Source organism: Paenibacillus hunanensis (assembly GCF_034055775.1).
Taxonomy (GTDB): domain Bacteria; phylum Bacillota; class Bacilli; order Paenibacillales; family Paenibacillaceae; genus Saccharibacillus; species Saccharibacillus hunanensis.
Genome location: NZ_CP139194.1, coordinates 2,780,463 through 2,796,008, shown reverse-complemented (window position 1 = coordinate 2,796,008; position 15,546 = coordinate 2,780,463). Strand labels below are relative to the sequence as shown.

The following is a 15,546-nucleotide window of genomic DNA, read 5'->3' as shown; positions in this document are numbered from 1 at the left end:
GAGACAGAATAATTCTGTCTCCTTCAATTAAAATATAGATCCTTTAAAGTACAGATCCTTGCTGTTTATGCTTATCTATACGCTGCTGTTTACGTTCCTCTTTACGCCATTGTCGCTTTTCCTTCCACTGCGCTACAACCATATACAGCGATGGCACAACAAACAGTGTTAGAACAGTAGAGAAGATCAGTCCAAAAATAATAACGACGCCAAGCGGACGGAACAATAGCTCCCCAATTGTAGCAATTGGAATCATGCCCACGATAGCTGTTAATGATGTTAACAGAATCGGGCGAAAACGTGCCGAAGCCGCCTGAATGACCGCCTCTTTCAGTTCCATCCCTTCATGCCTTGCATCTTCAATAAATTCGATCAATACAATACCATTTCGCACGACAATACCCGCCAGTGCAATAATGCCCATAATCGCCATAAAGCCTATAGGCGTTCGTGTAATGAATAGTCCTAATACCGCACCGGCCGCCGCCAGATAGACTGTAGTCATAATAATAAACGGAATCGATAGGGAATAAAATTGAATCACGATTAGAATGAAAATCATAAATACAGCAACTACAAATAGCTGTCCCAGATCACCAAATGTATCGGCTTGATCGGATGTTTCACCGCCGATTGTCCAGGTGTAGCCCTCAGGAACATTCATCTGTTCTAGCTTAGGCTTCATATCTGCCATTACCTCAGTTGCAGTGCGTCCATTCACATCGGCTTCAATCGTATTTACACGTTGCAGATCGTAACGATTAATTTGTTGAATCGTAAAGCCGGGCTTCATCTGCACCAGTTGTGAGAGTGGAACCTGTGTACCATTGCCGTTCGTAACATTCACCTGTTGCAACAGCTTCGCTGGACTGGAGGACTGGGCATCGTTCATATATAACTTGATATCGACCAGATGCTGACCGTTATCCAGATCACCCACATTAATGCCGCTCCCCATCATTAATAGCGTCTGGGTAAGATCCTTGTAACTCACCCCGTAGCGATCCATCGCCTGCTTATTAACAACAAAATCAAGTGCATAATTATCATTGCCCATCGTATCGGTAATACCATACGTGCCTGGCGTTTCACTAATGATCTGCTTGACACTATTGGTCAATTTGCGCAGCTCCTCCAGATTGTCGCCAGCAATACGAATGGATACCGGCTTACCGACAGATACGCCAAGCGCGGCTCCTTTTACCGATATTTCGATACCCGGAAATTGTTGTTTTAATTGGTTAGACCACTGCTCTGTAATTGTGTCTATATCCATGCCTGCTTTACCGGTAACTAGAATCTGACCATTATTCACTCCACCACCGGAACTGTCACCAAGTCCACTAAAGAGTAGTGGCGCTCCACCACCAGCTGCATAAGCTGTTCGTTCAACATCAGGCTGCTTGCGTACCCACGCTGCAATTTGTCCGGTAACTTTATCCGTCGCTTGCAATGAAGTTCCAGATGGCAAGGATACATTGACGGTAATACGCGGATCTTCTGAAGTGGGGAACAGTTCAACAGGCGTGACTGCTGCCAGCCCATAAATACCCGTGCTGACGATAAGACCGATCAATGCGATCAACAGTGGCTTTTGCAAAACACGCGGCATTAATCGATGCGCATAACCGTTGCTAACCGTTTGAATCTGCCGACCTAACAATCCAGCCGGACGATCATGATGACGATTGCCTCTTTCCAGCTGTCGCTCTTCATACCATTGTCTAAAAATCGGGATGATCGTTAACGACATAATCATGGATGCCAGCATACAGAGTGAGATGACGGTCGGAATAGGCCGTATAAACGAACCCATGTCACCCTGCAACAGCATGAGCGGTACAAAGGCAGAAATGGTTGCAAGCGTCGCTGTAATAATCGACACAGCGACTTCCTTCGTTCCTTTCACAGCGGCATCGGTTGGACTCTCACCTAACGTGGACAGCCTGCGCTCAATATTGTCATTAACGACGACCGCATCATCCACCAGAATGCCAAGCACGATAATCAAACCAACAATCGTAATCTGGTTAAGCGAAATACCCATGCCAGGTAAAAAAATCAAACCCAGTGCAATCGAGATTGGAATCGCTAGCGCGACAAACCCCGCAGTCAACCAGTTCATCCCAAGTGTACAGATCAAAATAACAGCTGCAATGGCAATGAGCATTTCCTTGATCAAGTCTTTGAAAATGCGATCCACTTCATTATTTTGAGCAAACAGTGGCTCCAGCTTCACCTTATCTGGCAGTGTTTTTTCCAATGAAGTCATCTTGGCATCCAAACGTTGCTCCATTGTAGGTACGTCGGAGCCCGTTTGACTGCTAATATCGATGGAAATTGCTGGACTGCCATTGTAATAGCTCACATGACTTTCAGTCTCTTTGCCCATTGCGATTGTAGCAACATCCTGCAAATAAACAGGGATTTGATCATCATTTTGAGAGATTACAATCGTTTTGAGCTGATTGTAATCAGTCGACTTGTCGACTGTAATCTGATACGTGCGATCATCGTAGGTTAAATTACCAGTGGGAATGCGGTTATTTTCACCTTGTATCGCCTGCTGTACTCGCTCCCACGTAATACCATATTGCTGCAATTTGGACATATTCAATTGAATACGTACTTGCTGCTCTGGAATTCCGGCAATTGCTACTTTTGTAATACCCGGAACGGAACGTAACTGACTTTGCCATGTCGTCATCAGGTCGTTAAGCGCATATAGATTCTGCTTATCCTGGCTGTAAATGACATACGATTTGACAAAGGATTGCGTGAGATTGTCATTAACGACAGGTGTATCGGCATCAGCAGGTAATTCCGCCTGTGCATCCTCCACTTTACGTCGCAATTCGTTCCATGTATCCGTTGCATTCGCATCATCCTCAGCTTGCACCACGATACTGGATACACCGTTGCTGGAGGTGGACGTGATTTTTTTCAGATTCGTTACTTCCTTGATCTTCTGTTCCAGTACTTCGGTAACGGTCTTTTCCATCAATTCCGGTGTCGCGCCGGCATACGTAGTCGTAACCGTAGCTGTTTTGATAATAACGTCAGGCATAAGCTGTTTGGGTAACTGACTGAGCTGGGCTATACCGACAACGATTAACATGATGAAGAACAGGATGGTGATTTTACGCTTTTTCACAAAGTATTGAATCATTGCGTAGCCCCCGCATCCTCTGTGTTAACAGTCGTTGCAGGATTGTCTGGCTGTGCATTGGTTTCTATTGTAGGGGCTACATCACTTCCTTGCTCTATCCCTTGTTCGACCGTTAGCTGATCACCGTTAAATAGACGATCCGCACCGGTAGTGACCACTTTATCACCAATCTTCAGCCCGCTGATGATCTCATACTGGTTATTGTAAACTTTACCCAGCTTCACGTTCGTTTGTACTGCCTTGCCATTTACAGCCTTGAATACATGGGGCTGATTACCCGAGCTAATGACTGCTGTCACTGGAACGAGCATTCCCTCTGCGGTAGAAACCTGGCGTGAAGCTTGTACGACCTGACCTGGTTTCCAGCTTCGTTGTGGATTATCGATCACGACTTCCACGTTAATAGAACCTGTTTTCTCATTCGTCTGCGGACTGAGCTTACTTACTTTGCCTGTGCGCACTTCATCATACAATTGCACACTAACCTGCTGACCTATTTTCCATTTCAAAATGTCGCTATCGGCAACCGGTAGCTGTACCTTCAGTTTATTGATGTTACCAATTAAAAATAGAGGTGAGCTACCATTACTGCCTGCTCCTCCACCCGCACTGACCGACTGACCAATGGATAGATTTTTTTGTAAAATGGTTCCTGAAGCCGGTGCCTTCATACTTGCACGCGATAGATTCAGCCTTGCGGTTTCTACAGCGACAACTTTCTGATCATAGGCTGCCTGCGATTGCTGTACACCGGCATTCGCTTTACTTACTCCTGCGTTCGCCTGTTCTACACTTGCCTGAGCGCTCTGGATACCAACCTGTGCTTCTTTTACAGCTGAAGCGGCTTTGGCACGATCCGCTGCGCTTGCCCCTTCACGAGTGAGCGACAATTTTTGCTGAGCATCATTTAACGTAGCCTGCGCATCGGAAAGTGCGGTCTGCGCTTTTTCATAATCCTGCTGTGTCATTAATCCGTTATCCAGCAGAGTTTGCGAACGAGCCGCCTCTGTTTTTGCCTGGTTATAAGCCGTTTGGGCTTGCGCGACTGCATTTTGCGCTTGAGCCAGCTCCTGTGAGCGTGCACCTGATTGTACATCCTGTTCGCCAATACGCGCACTTTCCAGCTTCGCCTGTGCGGAAGCAACGCCTGCTCTGGCAGATTGCTGTCCAGCCTTTGCATCGCTAAGCGATGCTCTCGCACTCGCTAACGATGCTGAGGCAGCAGACACATCTTCCTGTGCATTTTGTAACGCCAATTGCAAGTCCGCAGTATCCAGCCTTGCGATGACCTCACCTTTGCTTACGTTATCTCCAATTTCTTTGTTAATTTGAGTGACTGTACCTGCCGTTTGAAAAGAGACAGGTGTCTGCTCATACGCTTCCAATGTACCGGACAGATCATAACTCGTGTTTAGCGGTTGCTTTTTCACCGTCATGATCTGTACCGTGCTTGTTGTCGATTGCACTGCTGCTGGCTCACTTGAACATGCTGCCAGTGCCAGTATGCATAATGCGGATGTGAAGGCCATCGGCCATTTTTTGCTCATACGTGTCGTATCCTCCTGTAATGATTTATATCGTCTGTACCCCTGTCTACAGACTAGCAAAATCATCTACCAGGCGAATCGTCCATACGTGCAATTGCCCTTTTTTTGCCCGTTTGCCCAAAAGGGCAGAATGAAGAACTTGCATGCAAGCTAATTCATCATAATTACATAATAATCATAAATGTACGATACCCTTTTCAATCGCAAAAGCGACCGCTTGTGCTCGCGAATCCACGCCAAGCTTATTATAAATATTCGTTAGATGCGCTTTGACCGTTCGTTCGGAAATGCCCATATCAAAGGCAATATCTTTGCTACGGTGTCCATGAGCAATCGCCTGTAATACAATTTTTTCCCGATTAGATAGCAATACAGCAGAATAGCCTGACTGACTGGATGTTCGAGTCGGTGTAGACGATACAGCTTTGCTGCGCGCTTGAAATACAGTTTGCATAATTTCGGGTTGTAGCAATGTTTCACCACGGATAGCCGAATCGAGTGTGCGGAATAGATGTTCACGTTTAGAATCCTTCAATAAATACCCTTTCGCTCCCATCGCTAGCCCTTTGATCATCAGGTCGTCCTCATTGTATGTGGTCAGGATAACTACTGGAATCATACACTGCTGCTGTTGCAGCTTCTCCATCGCTTCCAACCCATCCATAACTGGCATATTCAGATCCATCAGAATTACATCAGGCTGTAACTCCAGTGCTAGTTCCACGGCTATCTGGCCATTCTCTGCTTCGCCGACCACTTGATATTCATCACTCGTTTCCAAAATGAGCTTCAGTCCTTCTCTTACAACAAAATGATCATCGACGATCAGTACATTATATTTCATATGACCCTCCTATCTGAGCGGAATGTTAACCTCTATAATGGTGCCTTTCGGCTTATTCGGTATAATGTTAAATTGTCCATCCATGATTCGCACACGTTCACGAATCCCTAGCAAGCCGTAATGTCCCGAATGCTTACCGATCTGCGCGCTATCCAATCCTCGGCCATCATCAGTAACGCGGATGACTAGCTGCTCGTCTACAGAGCCAAGCGACAATGTTACATGCTGAGCCTGAGCATGACGGGCAATATTTGTCAGACATTCACGCACAATGTGCAGACTATGTTCGATTTGTAATGGCGAAAGTTCGTAAGGAATAGTAATATCCGACTGCACTGCCATCCCAGTAGCCGTTTGAAAACGAGTTACCTCGTTTTGCAGCATATAAGCAAAATCAGTCTCATTCGCTGACTCCCAGCGCAAATTATCAATAACTTCACGCGCTTCAGCTAGCGTGATTCGTGCATTATCCATAGAAGACGAGACAATTTCATACGCGCGTTCTGTATTGCCTTTACCTAAATGTACATGAATCGCTTCAAGCTGCATAATAATACCGACCAGCCCCTGTGCTAAAGTATCATGCAAATCACGTGCCATCCGTTGTCGTTCATTCGTAACGGTTAACTCCTCGACCTGCCGGTGCGCCTTTTCCAATTCATCCAAAAAGTTCTGTGTGCGTTCGCGTGCATAATATTGACGTAGCATTAGATTCACAATGCTAATTACGATAATATTCATAACCGTCACAAGCGATAACGAAATTGCAAGATTGGCTCCATTGTCGATTGATAACGTATACCAGAGCACAAGCACATAACCAAGCGCAAGGAAAAAAAACATTTTGACCTTATCATAATAAGCATACAGAAATTGACCTGCCAGAAGAGGATACAAGCCAAGTTGTGCCAGCGCATAGCCGTAATGAGAAAAGCATATAATCGACACACTCAGCAACACTTGTACCGTAAAATAAATCCACAGCCACTTTTGCGGGATACGATCAAAAATCCAGTTCATGCCCATAAATAGTAACAAAAGCAGCATAAGTAGCGCAGTGTATAGTGGCTTCTGCTGGAGTGAAGTGGAGATAATACCAATACCAATTTGAATAATAAAGATCCATAATGTTGTAATCTTTCGGGCTTCACGGGCGATCCCCGAAAAATGATGACTATTCTGCATAATTTCACCCTTTCACCTGTCATTCCATTATATCAGGTGTGAGCAATAGCATATTGTACCTTTGGGTATGCCCTTTGGTCAGTTGTGCTTGTACCTTGCATTCAATTTACCCTTAATCTCCTGCATGATATAGGATGAGAAGAAGAAGGATATTGGAATATGTATAAAAGATAAAACATCACAAAAAACAGCCGTCCCTTATGAAAACGACTGTTTTTTGAGGTAGACCATAATGCCAAATCCCCCTACTATTGGGTTGTCTATTGTAAAGCTTTTGTATACGCCATGTATTCCTCATATATCTAACAGGAACTTCAATTCGATTGTTTTATTAGTCGCGCTATTCTAACTACCAGCCGGATATGACCCATTGTGCAGCCTGCGTTGCACAGGTGATTGCTCTACCAACCGCCGCAAACGAGCCTGTGCATCATGACAGACACCACCGTGATAACAGATCAATGTATCAAAGTCATAGCTCAGCAGCTGCTCCAGCGAATGCATGGCTGCTGGCAAATCCTCTGTCAGTTCTACAGGTGGTAGCACCAGCTCATCATCGATATAAAATACGATATCCCCTGCAATTAAAGCACGCTCCTGTCGTAGTAAAAGGCATACATGCCCGGAAGTATGACCCGGTGTGTGAATAACCTCCATCCCACCTGCGATATAGAACTGCTGTCTATGGCTGAGATAACGATCAATCCGACCATGTGGTAGCTGCGTCAGTTGCGATTGCCAGGGAACGACGTTATTTTTTAAAAGCGGGCGCTCTCCACGTATGTATGGAGCGTCTTCCTCGTGCGCATAGAAGGTCGCATAACGATTAGTAGCATCCAATTCCGGTAAGCAGCCGATATGATCCAGATCCTGATGCGTGAATAGCACCGAATCGAGCAATTCTGGAGCAGTGCCTGCTGCCTTTAGCTCATCACTTAATTGCTCATACTGTCCGGGCAATCCGGCATCAATCAGCATCGTGTAGCCCTTATCCAATAAAAGCAGCGGATGAATGATACTGTCTCTACCCATAAATTCCATTTCCAGCTCCAGCAACATTACCTGTTCACTTATTTTTTTCATCTATGGTGTCACACTCCTCGTTCCATACCGCAGGCTTATTCTCTGCAATAGCTGACGCTACCTATGGCATCATGCTGATGAATCGATTCCTCATTGCGACAGTGGATCGTGAAGCTCTCAATCCACTCTGACTCGTACAGATCGGCAGCATTAAGGCGTAATATATCCTCTACAAAGCGTGCATTCTCATAAGCTTGCTCCGTAATATATTTTTCATCCGGACGCTTTAGCACCGGATACGGAATGCTGCTTGCATTACTCTCTGCCACCTCAAGCAAGCGCTCCTTCCAATTGTCTGGAAGCAAGCCGTGTTTAGGAGTAATCTCCATCGTTATCCGTCCACGCTGATTATGTGCACTGTATTCACTAATATCACGAGAGCAAGGACACAGTGTTGTAATCTGCACTTCAAGCGTAGCTTTAACATGCAAGGAATGATCTGTAGAATAAGATAATTCTAATCTGGCAACAGCATGGTTGAGTCCAATATGACCACTACGTGGTGCCTGACGTTCATAATACCAATCATACTCGACCACTAGCTTCGCCTGTTCTTGTTGCATATGCTGTGCCAGACTTCGGGTTAATGTGCTCAAATCCTCGAATCGATCGCTTAATCCATGCTGACGTGCTAGCTCCAGTTGCTCGGTCAACCTGCTCATATTAATTCCTCGCGATTGTTGGGATAATGAAGTCGTAAGGTGAAATCGGGCTGTCGTCGTCATCTTGGATGGAGACAACGTCGAGAGGACAATAAGTGGATAACGAAGATTGCCAATCCCCACTTGATCCAGAGCAAACAGAAAATTATGGTGTGAATTTTGCAAATCTTGCATCCCTTCCGCCTCTATCGGTTTTTCTCCAGCTACAGATGGAATCGAACCAAATAGCTTTAATCTCGCCGATTTGTCCGGCCAAAGGGATTCGTGCTGCCAATCTTGCTGCATCGTTGTAGGACTCCTTTAGTTATAAATTCAAATGATTATTGTTATATCGTAGTTCACAATGTCGACTCTGTTGACTCCACGATACATTCTGCAAACCGTTGCTGAAACCAGGCTTCGTCCAGATTTTTGCCAATAATGACGATTCGAGTTAGCCGTTGCTCGTCATCGCGCCAGTTGAGATCGGTATTGATGCCCAGCATCATATGCACACCCTGGAATACGACACGCCGATCCACCTGATCCACATGGATAATACCTTTATAGCGATACGTATCCTCCGCATGATTAACCAGCCACTCATCCATAAAGCGATTGATCTTCTGTAATTGCACTGGACGCTCGTCCTGCAATATGATAGAGTGCACATGATCTTCATGATGGTGATGATGAGCATGTAGCAGATTCGGACGAATCTCCAGCTTATGGTTCAGATCAAATGCATTCACATCTAGCACATAACGAACATCCAGTGTAGATTGACAGGTATGATAGATCGGCGCTGACACATTCATATGACGTAGACGTGCTTCGAGCGCCGTTCGTTCTTCTACTGTAACCAGATCCGACTTGTTCAATAGTAGAATATCAGCAAAAGCAACCTGTGCCTGCGCTTCCGGTCCTTGATTCAGATGCAGATGGGCGTGACACGCATCCACAAGCGTAACGACCGCATCCATTTTGAAAAATTGAGCAAGCAGCTCTTCCGCAAGAAAAGTTTGAATAACGGGGCCGGGATCAGCCAGACCAGTCGTCTCAATTACAATCCGATCAAAATTGTAGGCTTGCCCTTTCATACTGAATTTGCGATCCAATAGCTGTAAGGCAATCCTCACCAGATCACCGCGTACTGTACAGCAAATACAGCCATTGTTCATCTCGATAATCTCATCATCAGCGCCAACGATTAATTCATGATCAATTCCGATCTCGCCAAACTCATTTACGATCACTGCGATCTTCTGCCCGTGATCTGAGGTTAATAGATGATTTAACAACGTTGTTTTGCCTGCACCGAGAAAGCCAGTCACAATAGTTACCGGAATGCGTGGATCATCGATTTCATTCATCGTTCTACCTCCTTTGCCAGATGAATCTTCAGCACGTACGCATGACGATCATGCTATACGTAATCCTCCTGCTCATCATGTGCCTGCCAATCAGGCCAGAACAGCTCCAGCGGATCTTCTTCCACATATTGCAGCTGTAGCTCGAAATCACGCTGCCCACCCGCTTCGGTTACTGCATTCCATAATGGGGGTTCCTGCGCAGATAGCTTATTTTTACGAGCATACACATGCCAGCAGCCATCCGATTGGCAACGCAGACAGGCAAACTCGGTTCGCTCCCAGCCACGTAACGATTCAGAGGGACGAAGCTCCGATAGAATCAATCCATCCAGCTCTAATTCATACACGAGCTGTACCGCAGTTCGCATCGAAGCCGGCACCTTGGCATCGATATAGCCATCCATAATCTGCTGAATTCGGCGAATGGTAAAGGTGTCCAATGTCATTACAGCTCCTCCAATCTGCTCTCTTATGTCTGCGTTAATTTGTTATGCTTTATGCTGTTCATGCGATCACAATCACGGCAATCAGCCATGTGCTTATTAACGAAGTTAGTAATTGCCGACCCGCAAGCTTTAATGCAAATCCGACTCCAAGCTCCCTTGAGATCGTCCACAGGGTAACAAGACATGCGGTCAAAGTGGAAGCGAGATAGACAAGTACAAGCAGTTGCCCTCCACTCAGCTGTACCAGCCATTGCCCTCCGTCCTGATTCAGCACTAACAAGCCATCCTTGCGCAGTATAGAAAACAAAATTCCGGCTGTCGCCTGATGGGGAAGTCCAAATAAAGACAATAAGGGTGCAATTCCCTTTGTGAGTCGATCCAATATGCCGCTCCATTGCAGTAAGCTCGCTCCTACACAGATCAGGAGGAAAATCGGCATCGCCTGTGTTAAAAATTGCTTGAGTACCGCATGCAAACGCCAGCGCACCGCTCGCAGTGATGGCCACTGCAAAAATGTGCGCCCAACCACAACAGACTGCAAGTTAGACGACTGCCTGTTCCACAACCGTGTATGAGTCGCACCTACCAGCACGAGGATCAGCAGATAAGGCAGAAATAACCACGGCCGTCCACCAGAGCTAAAGATCGATAGACTGGCACCGATCTGGTAGCTGCATGCAGAGCCAAAGGCAATAAGCGACACGCAAGCGCGCCGTGTGCAGCGGCTACATGTACGGCTTTGAAATACAGCAACCACATTGCAGCCAAACCCACTCAGTACCGGAATAAGATCCCGTCCATTCAGCCCGATCCGTCTCATCCACCCATCCAGAGAATCGGTAATACGATCTTTCAGCCCACTTTCTTCGGTCAATGCTACGCTAAGTCCAACGAACAGTACGACTGGAAATGCCCAGATAAAGGAGTAGATACCGAGACTGAGTACACCATAGCTACCCAGAAGCATAGTTTTCAACCAGTCAGGAAGCTGTAAAGTGAGATTACGTAACGGATCGAGCAACCAATGATCGGCTAAGGGCTGTAGCCAGCCGGATAATACATAAGCGAGAAATACCGGTACAGCAAATAGCAGCAGTAAGGCAATGACCGATACCGTTCTTCCCCATGTCGTATGCTCAAACCAGGTGATCTGTGCCTCCTTGATCTCTTCCACCGGTGGCTCTGTTAGTACTGGCTTTCGTTTCATAGGACGCGCCATATCTATCGCCTGTAAAAGTGTACCTCTTGTCGTTATATCCAGTTGCCGTGAATCGACCGCGAGTACAGAAATGCCTAACATTTGCCGATAGTGGGTTGTGTAAGCCTCTACTAGCGTACTCGCCCGATCAGCAAAGGTAAGTATAAGGACGATATTTTTTCCAATCAAGTCGAGCATCTTCAACAGTAACGGTAGCTCACGAGCAGCATGCGTAGCACGAACGATGAGTAGGACGATGTCACTTTGACCTAGCATATTCAAGGCCAGCTCTGTTGTCAGGCTATCATCCTGAACACGAATACCTGGCGTATCGACCAGTTCCACACTCGATTGTGATGTGGGTATGATCATGTCTGTACGACGTACCGTAACCGTCGAGCCTCGAAAATTCGACTCTGCACCTGTATCCATCCCACTTAAACTGCGAAATAGTGCAGACTTACCCGTTGATTCCAGACCAATCAGCACCACCGCACGCGGCGTAGTTGGCTGGTTCTGTCGTTCGTTCAGCATGTGCAGTTCTCCTGACAGCAGGACAGATCATCAAGGAACATGCCCTCACGGCGATAATGCTCCAGCCGAGACACATCATACTGGAGCAATGTACCGATCCGATGCGCGATAACAGCAAAGCGTTGCCGGAATTTATAAATAAAGCAAAACATCAATTGATCATGCATGACACTGGGACCGCTAACGAATAAGCCTGGTGTAATCAGAGATTCGTCCGCTGGCCCTAGCTTCACTGCTCCATTCCCGCTCCGCTGTATTAAATGCTCAATCAGGTGCAGACTGCCACTGAAGCCTGTCGCTAGAATCGGGGTCGCTTCGCTATGGATCACATGCTGCTTACCATGATCATCTTCACAATAGATGTTGTATCCACCATTTGGTTCTGGCTCTATCCACTGCACTTCGCAACCGCCGATGAATGAGATACGCCCATATTGAATTTCCTGTCGCAGACGATCCTTTGTGTAGGGACTCAGCTCCATACTTGGATCACTACTGCCTTTGTCGAGCAAGCGCGAACGTCGATCCAGCATCGTTACTTTTTTCCCTGATCGGCTCAGGTGGATAGCGGCGTCTGTTCCGCTCTCATATCCGCCAATCACTACCACCTGCTCTCCCTCCAGCGCTGCCCAGCTTGTAACCTGACTATTATGAATAGCGTACTCACTGCCGGGAATCGCATCCAAGCGGGGATATTGGAATTCGCCTGCTGCCCAGATGACAAAGCGTGCATGCCAATCCCCTGTGCTCGTCGTCACACAGAATCCATCCGCTTCCTGCTGTACCTCAGTCACCTCTATACCGCAATGTACGGGCAATTCATGATAATCGCTTAATGCTTGCAAGTATTTCGCGTATTCCTGACCTGTAGGATGCTCTGTATTTAGTGTGTAGGCAGGTGAAGTATTTAAAGCAACTGCATTAAGATCAAGCATGCCGTACGCATTGCTTGTGAATGAAGGCGTGATCAAACGCATCTCATCAGGCCACATACCAAAGGATGCACCAATCGAATGTCGCTCCAAAATAGCATAATGCTGTAATCCAAGCTCCTTCAGTACCGTTCCTATACCGATACCGGCAGCACCTGCACCGATAATCAGACAATCCCATCGTTTCTTCATACTTTTTCACTCCTCATTAATCGTAATAATTACGATTAATGATTAATAATATAATCTTCTGCTAAAAGTTTGTCAACATTTCTACAGGTGAATCTATAAGCACAAACGTTATGCAGGATGTCGCTAGCATGAGCATTACGCTATTGGAATGATATACAAAACAGATCCGATAAAAATAACAATAAAAAAAAGTTTCCCTGCTGCGTTGGCAACATGGAAACTTTCCTAATATTACATATACCTGATGCTACATATTCATATCCAATCATGCTTTATTGTTATCTCACTTCTAAATAAAGAGCGAACCTAAATAGCATAGCGATAAAACTTTTTATCCACCTGCATTACAGGAAAACTCTCTGGTAAGCTCTCTTGCTCCACCTCAGCGAATCCATTCTTTTCATAAAAGCGATGAGCTGCCTTGAATTGTGGAGTTGTACCCAGGTAAATATCCTGCACACCTCGCTCCCGTGCCCATTCGAGCGCCTGTGTCAGCAGTGCATGAGATACGCCCCATGCTTTACCACGATAATCCTGATGTACAAACATTTTACGGAGGGCAACCTGCTGCTCACCGATATCCAGTAAGGCAATCGTACCTACAACCTGCTCCCCCATATAGGCAATCCAGAAGTTACCGTTCCCATGCTGGTAAAAGCCTCTAATATCCTGTAGATCGGGCTGCTGTTCTCGTGTGATCGGAATTCTGTATTCCTCCTGCTGAATATGTACGATCATGTCGGCAACACGAGCTTGCCATGCTGTTGCCGCTTTTGCTGGGAATGTCATCATGTGAACCGTATTTTCCAATGTACAGCACGCTCCTCTTTTATCTATTATGCTTCAGTACAATAAGGACATTTCAGAATTAGTTATCTATATATGCTCCATATGCTCCGATTAGCTAATTCGAGCGCCCTTTTATCCTACAAGCAGCTGATGATATATAATATCGCTCCCATCCAGATTTCGATAATACAAAAAAGACTGCTACTCGCTATCGCCTAATGACGATCCGTTGCAGCAGCCTTTCTATTATATTGACATGGATGAACAGGTACAGCAAGTAAGAGCATCAATATTTGTTCCATATCAATCCATATTCTTTTCATCTAAATGAAGCTTATTCATCGTATTAATCCGGTCATACAGCGCGTTATACTTGCAATTTATATAGTTTAAATTCAAAGTATATGGCGATAGGATGCCATTTGTTTAGAATGCAATCTCTCTGTGGCTGTCTTCATACTCGTTCCAACTACCAACGATTAGAGCAATAATGAGATCAAAATTGGCAGTGAAATCAACGATAAAATGGAGCTAAGTACGAATGAAGATGCCGTTTCGACCTCCAGTGTTTCAAAGCGTGTCGCAATCATGGCAGCTACAGCAGAGCCTGGGAACGATACGAGCAATACCGCCATCGTTACATCATCACTGGACAGTCCCAGCATAGCAGCAAAAGCAAGTGTCAGCAGTGGCAGGCCGATAACTTTGAGTACAGAGATGCTGATTGCACTTCCGCTCAGTTTGATACGGTTCAGACCAATGGTAACACCGATTGCGAACAATGCGGCACCGGATGTGATATCACCGATTTGATCCAGTGAATCCTGCAACAGCTGTGGTGCATGGAAGCCGAGCAGTGTCAGAACAACGCCGATCAATGGAACACAGGCAAGTGGCTCACGTAAACCGTGCAAAATGGAGTGAATGGTTAGCTTGAACAGATTCTGATGCTCTCCGTCCTGCTGGCTGCTTGCCTGTGTCTTTTTACCAACCGAGCTGACGATCGTTGCGATTGGATCAAGCAATGCATTGACGACAATACCGGTAATGGCAATCGGAATAGCGACCTCTGCTGCTCCGAACAGACTGCCCAGTACCGGAATCCCCATAAAGGCGAATGATGGCTGGGTGGAGTTCAGGGAGAAGATCGACGATGTATTCAAATCCATGCGGAATACGAGTCGCATGATCAACAGCATAATGACATAAAAACCAATAATACCCAAAAACATCGTCATAAAAAAAGGCCATTTCTCGATCAGCGTTTGCTTGCTTGTCGTTGTAATGCCGATGAATAGGTGCGCTGGAAGCGCGAATTTGGTAACGAGTGTGTTCAAGCCTTTGGAAGAAGCTGGACTGAATACTTTAAAATGTCCACCCAAAAATCCAAGAATAATGACAAAGAAAATCGGAATTAAAATCACAAAAATATGACCAACTGACATGATACAGGACCTCCATCTTCATGTTGCGCAAAACGACGTGCAGGTAGTGCCCCGAAAAGGGCGGCTGCTCGTCCTGATGGATGAGCAGCCCTTTTAGTGTAAGCCGTATGCATGATTACAATCGAAACGTGTTCCTTCTATATAAAGATAGATCGCCAAGTCCATAGC

12 protein-coding genes are annotated in these 15,546 nt (G+C 45.9%); all 12 read right to left on the bottom strand.

Features of this window, described 5'->3' with window-relative positions; genetic code table 11:
• Window positions 1–43: 43 nt before the first annotated feature.
• Window positions 44–3,169 (bottom strand): efflux RND transporter permease subunit, encoded by a 3,126-nt coding sequence (locus SK066_RS11350; protein ID WP_320544731.1) that lies wholly within the window; start codon window positions 3,167–3,169, stop codon window positions 44–46.
• Entirely contained in the window at window positions 3,166–4,716 is a 1,551-nt protein-coding gene (locus SK066_RS11345; protein ID WP_188777499.1) for an efflux RND transporter periplasmic adaptor subunit, read from the bottom strand. The genes SK066_RS11350 and SK066_RS11345 overlap by 4 nt, the downstream gene beginning before the upstream one ends.
• A 175-nt stretch (window positions 4,717–4,891) precedes the next feature.
• The gene (locus tag SK066_RS11340) at window positions 4,892–5,560 is read right to left on the bottom strand and encodes a response regulator transcription factor (RefSeq protein ID WP_320544730.1); all 669 of its coding nucleotides are present in this window, start codon (window positions 5,558–5,560) and stop codon (window positions 4,892–4,894) included.
• A 9-nt stretch (window positions 5,561–5,569) separates the two neighbouring features.
• Window positions 5,570–6,745 carry a sensor histidine kinase gene (locus SK066_RS11335; protein WP_188777503.1) on the bottom strand — a complete coding sequence of 392 codons (1,176 nt, stop codon included), beginning with the start codon at window positions 6,743–6,745 and terminating at the stop codon, window positions 5,570–5,572.
• A gap of 345 nt (window positions 6,746–7,090) precedes the next feature.
• Window positions 7,091–7,828, bottom strand: coding sequence for an MBL fold metallo-hydrolase (locus tag SK066_RS11330; RefSeq protein WP_320544729.1), 738 nt, complete (start codon window positions 7,826–7,828; stop codon window positions 7,091–7,093).
• A gap of 35 nt (window positions 7,829–7,863) precedes the next feature.
• On the bottom strand, window positions 7,864–8,775 hold the full coding sequence (folE2, locus tag SK066_RS11325; protein ID WP_320544728.1) for a GTP cyclohydrolase FolE2: 912 nt from the start codon (window positions 8,773–8,775) through the stop codon (window positions 7,864–7,866).
• 53 nt (window positions 8,776–8,828) lie between these two features.
• Complete coding sequence (locus SK066_RS11320; RefSeq protein WP_320544727.1) at window positions 8,829–9,842, bottom strand: CobW family GTP-binding protein; 1,014 nt, start codon at window positions 9,840–9,842, stop codon at window positions 8,829–8,831.
• 53 nt (window positions 9,843–9,895) lie between these two features.
• The gene (locus SK066_RS11315) at window positions 9,896–10,288 is read right to left on the bottom strand and encodes a DUF3024 domain-containing protein (RefSeq protein WP_188777509.1); all 393 of its coding nucleotides are present in this window, start codon (window positions 10,286–10,288) and stop codon (window positions 9,896–9,898) included.
• Window positions 10,289–10,346: 58 nt separating this feature from the next.
• Window positions 10,347–12,020, bottom strand: a complete 1,674-nt coding sequence (locus SK066_RS11310) for a nucleoside recognition domain-containing protein (RefSeq protein ID WP_320544726.1) — start codon at window positions 12,018–12,020, stop codon at window positions 10,347–10,349.
• Window positions 12,014–13,144, bottom strand: coding sequence for an NAD(P)/FAD-dependent oxidoreductase (locus SK066_RS11305; protein ID WP_188777511.1), 1,131 nt, complete (start codon window positions 13,142–13,144; stop codon window positions 12,014–12,016). The genes SK066_RS11310 and SK066_RS11305 overlap by 7 nt, the downstream gene beginning before the upstream one ends.
• Before the next feature lie 306 nt (window positions 13,145–13,450).
• Window positions 13,451–13,936: a GNAT family N-acetyltransferase gene (locus SK066_RS11300; RefSeq protein WP_320544860.1), complete on the bottom strand. Its 486-nt coding sequence runs from the start codon at window positions 13,934–13,936 to the stop codon at window positions 13,451–13,453.
• Window positions 13,937–14,412: 476 nt separating this feature from the next.
• Window positions 14,413–15,378 (bottom strand): AEC family transporter, encoded by a 966-nt coding sequence (locus tag SK066_RS11295; RefSeq protein WP_320544725.1) that lies wholly within the window; start codon window positions 15,376–15,378, stop codon window positions 14,413–14,415.
• Window positions 15,379–15,546: the final 168 nt, after the last annotated feature.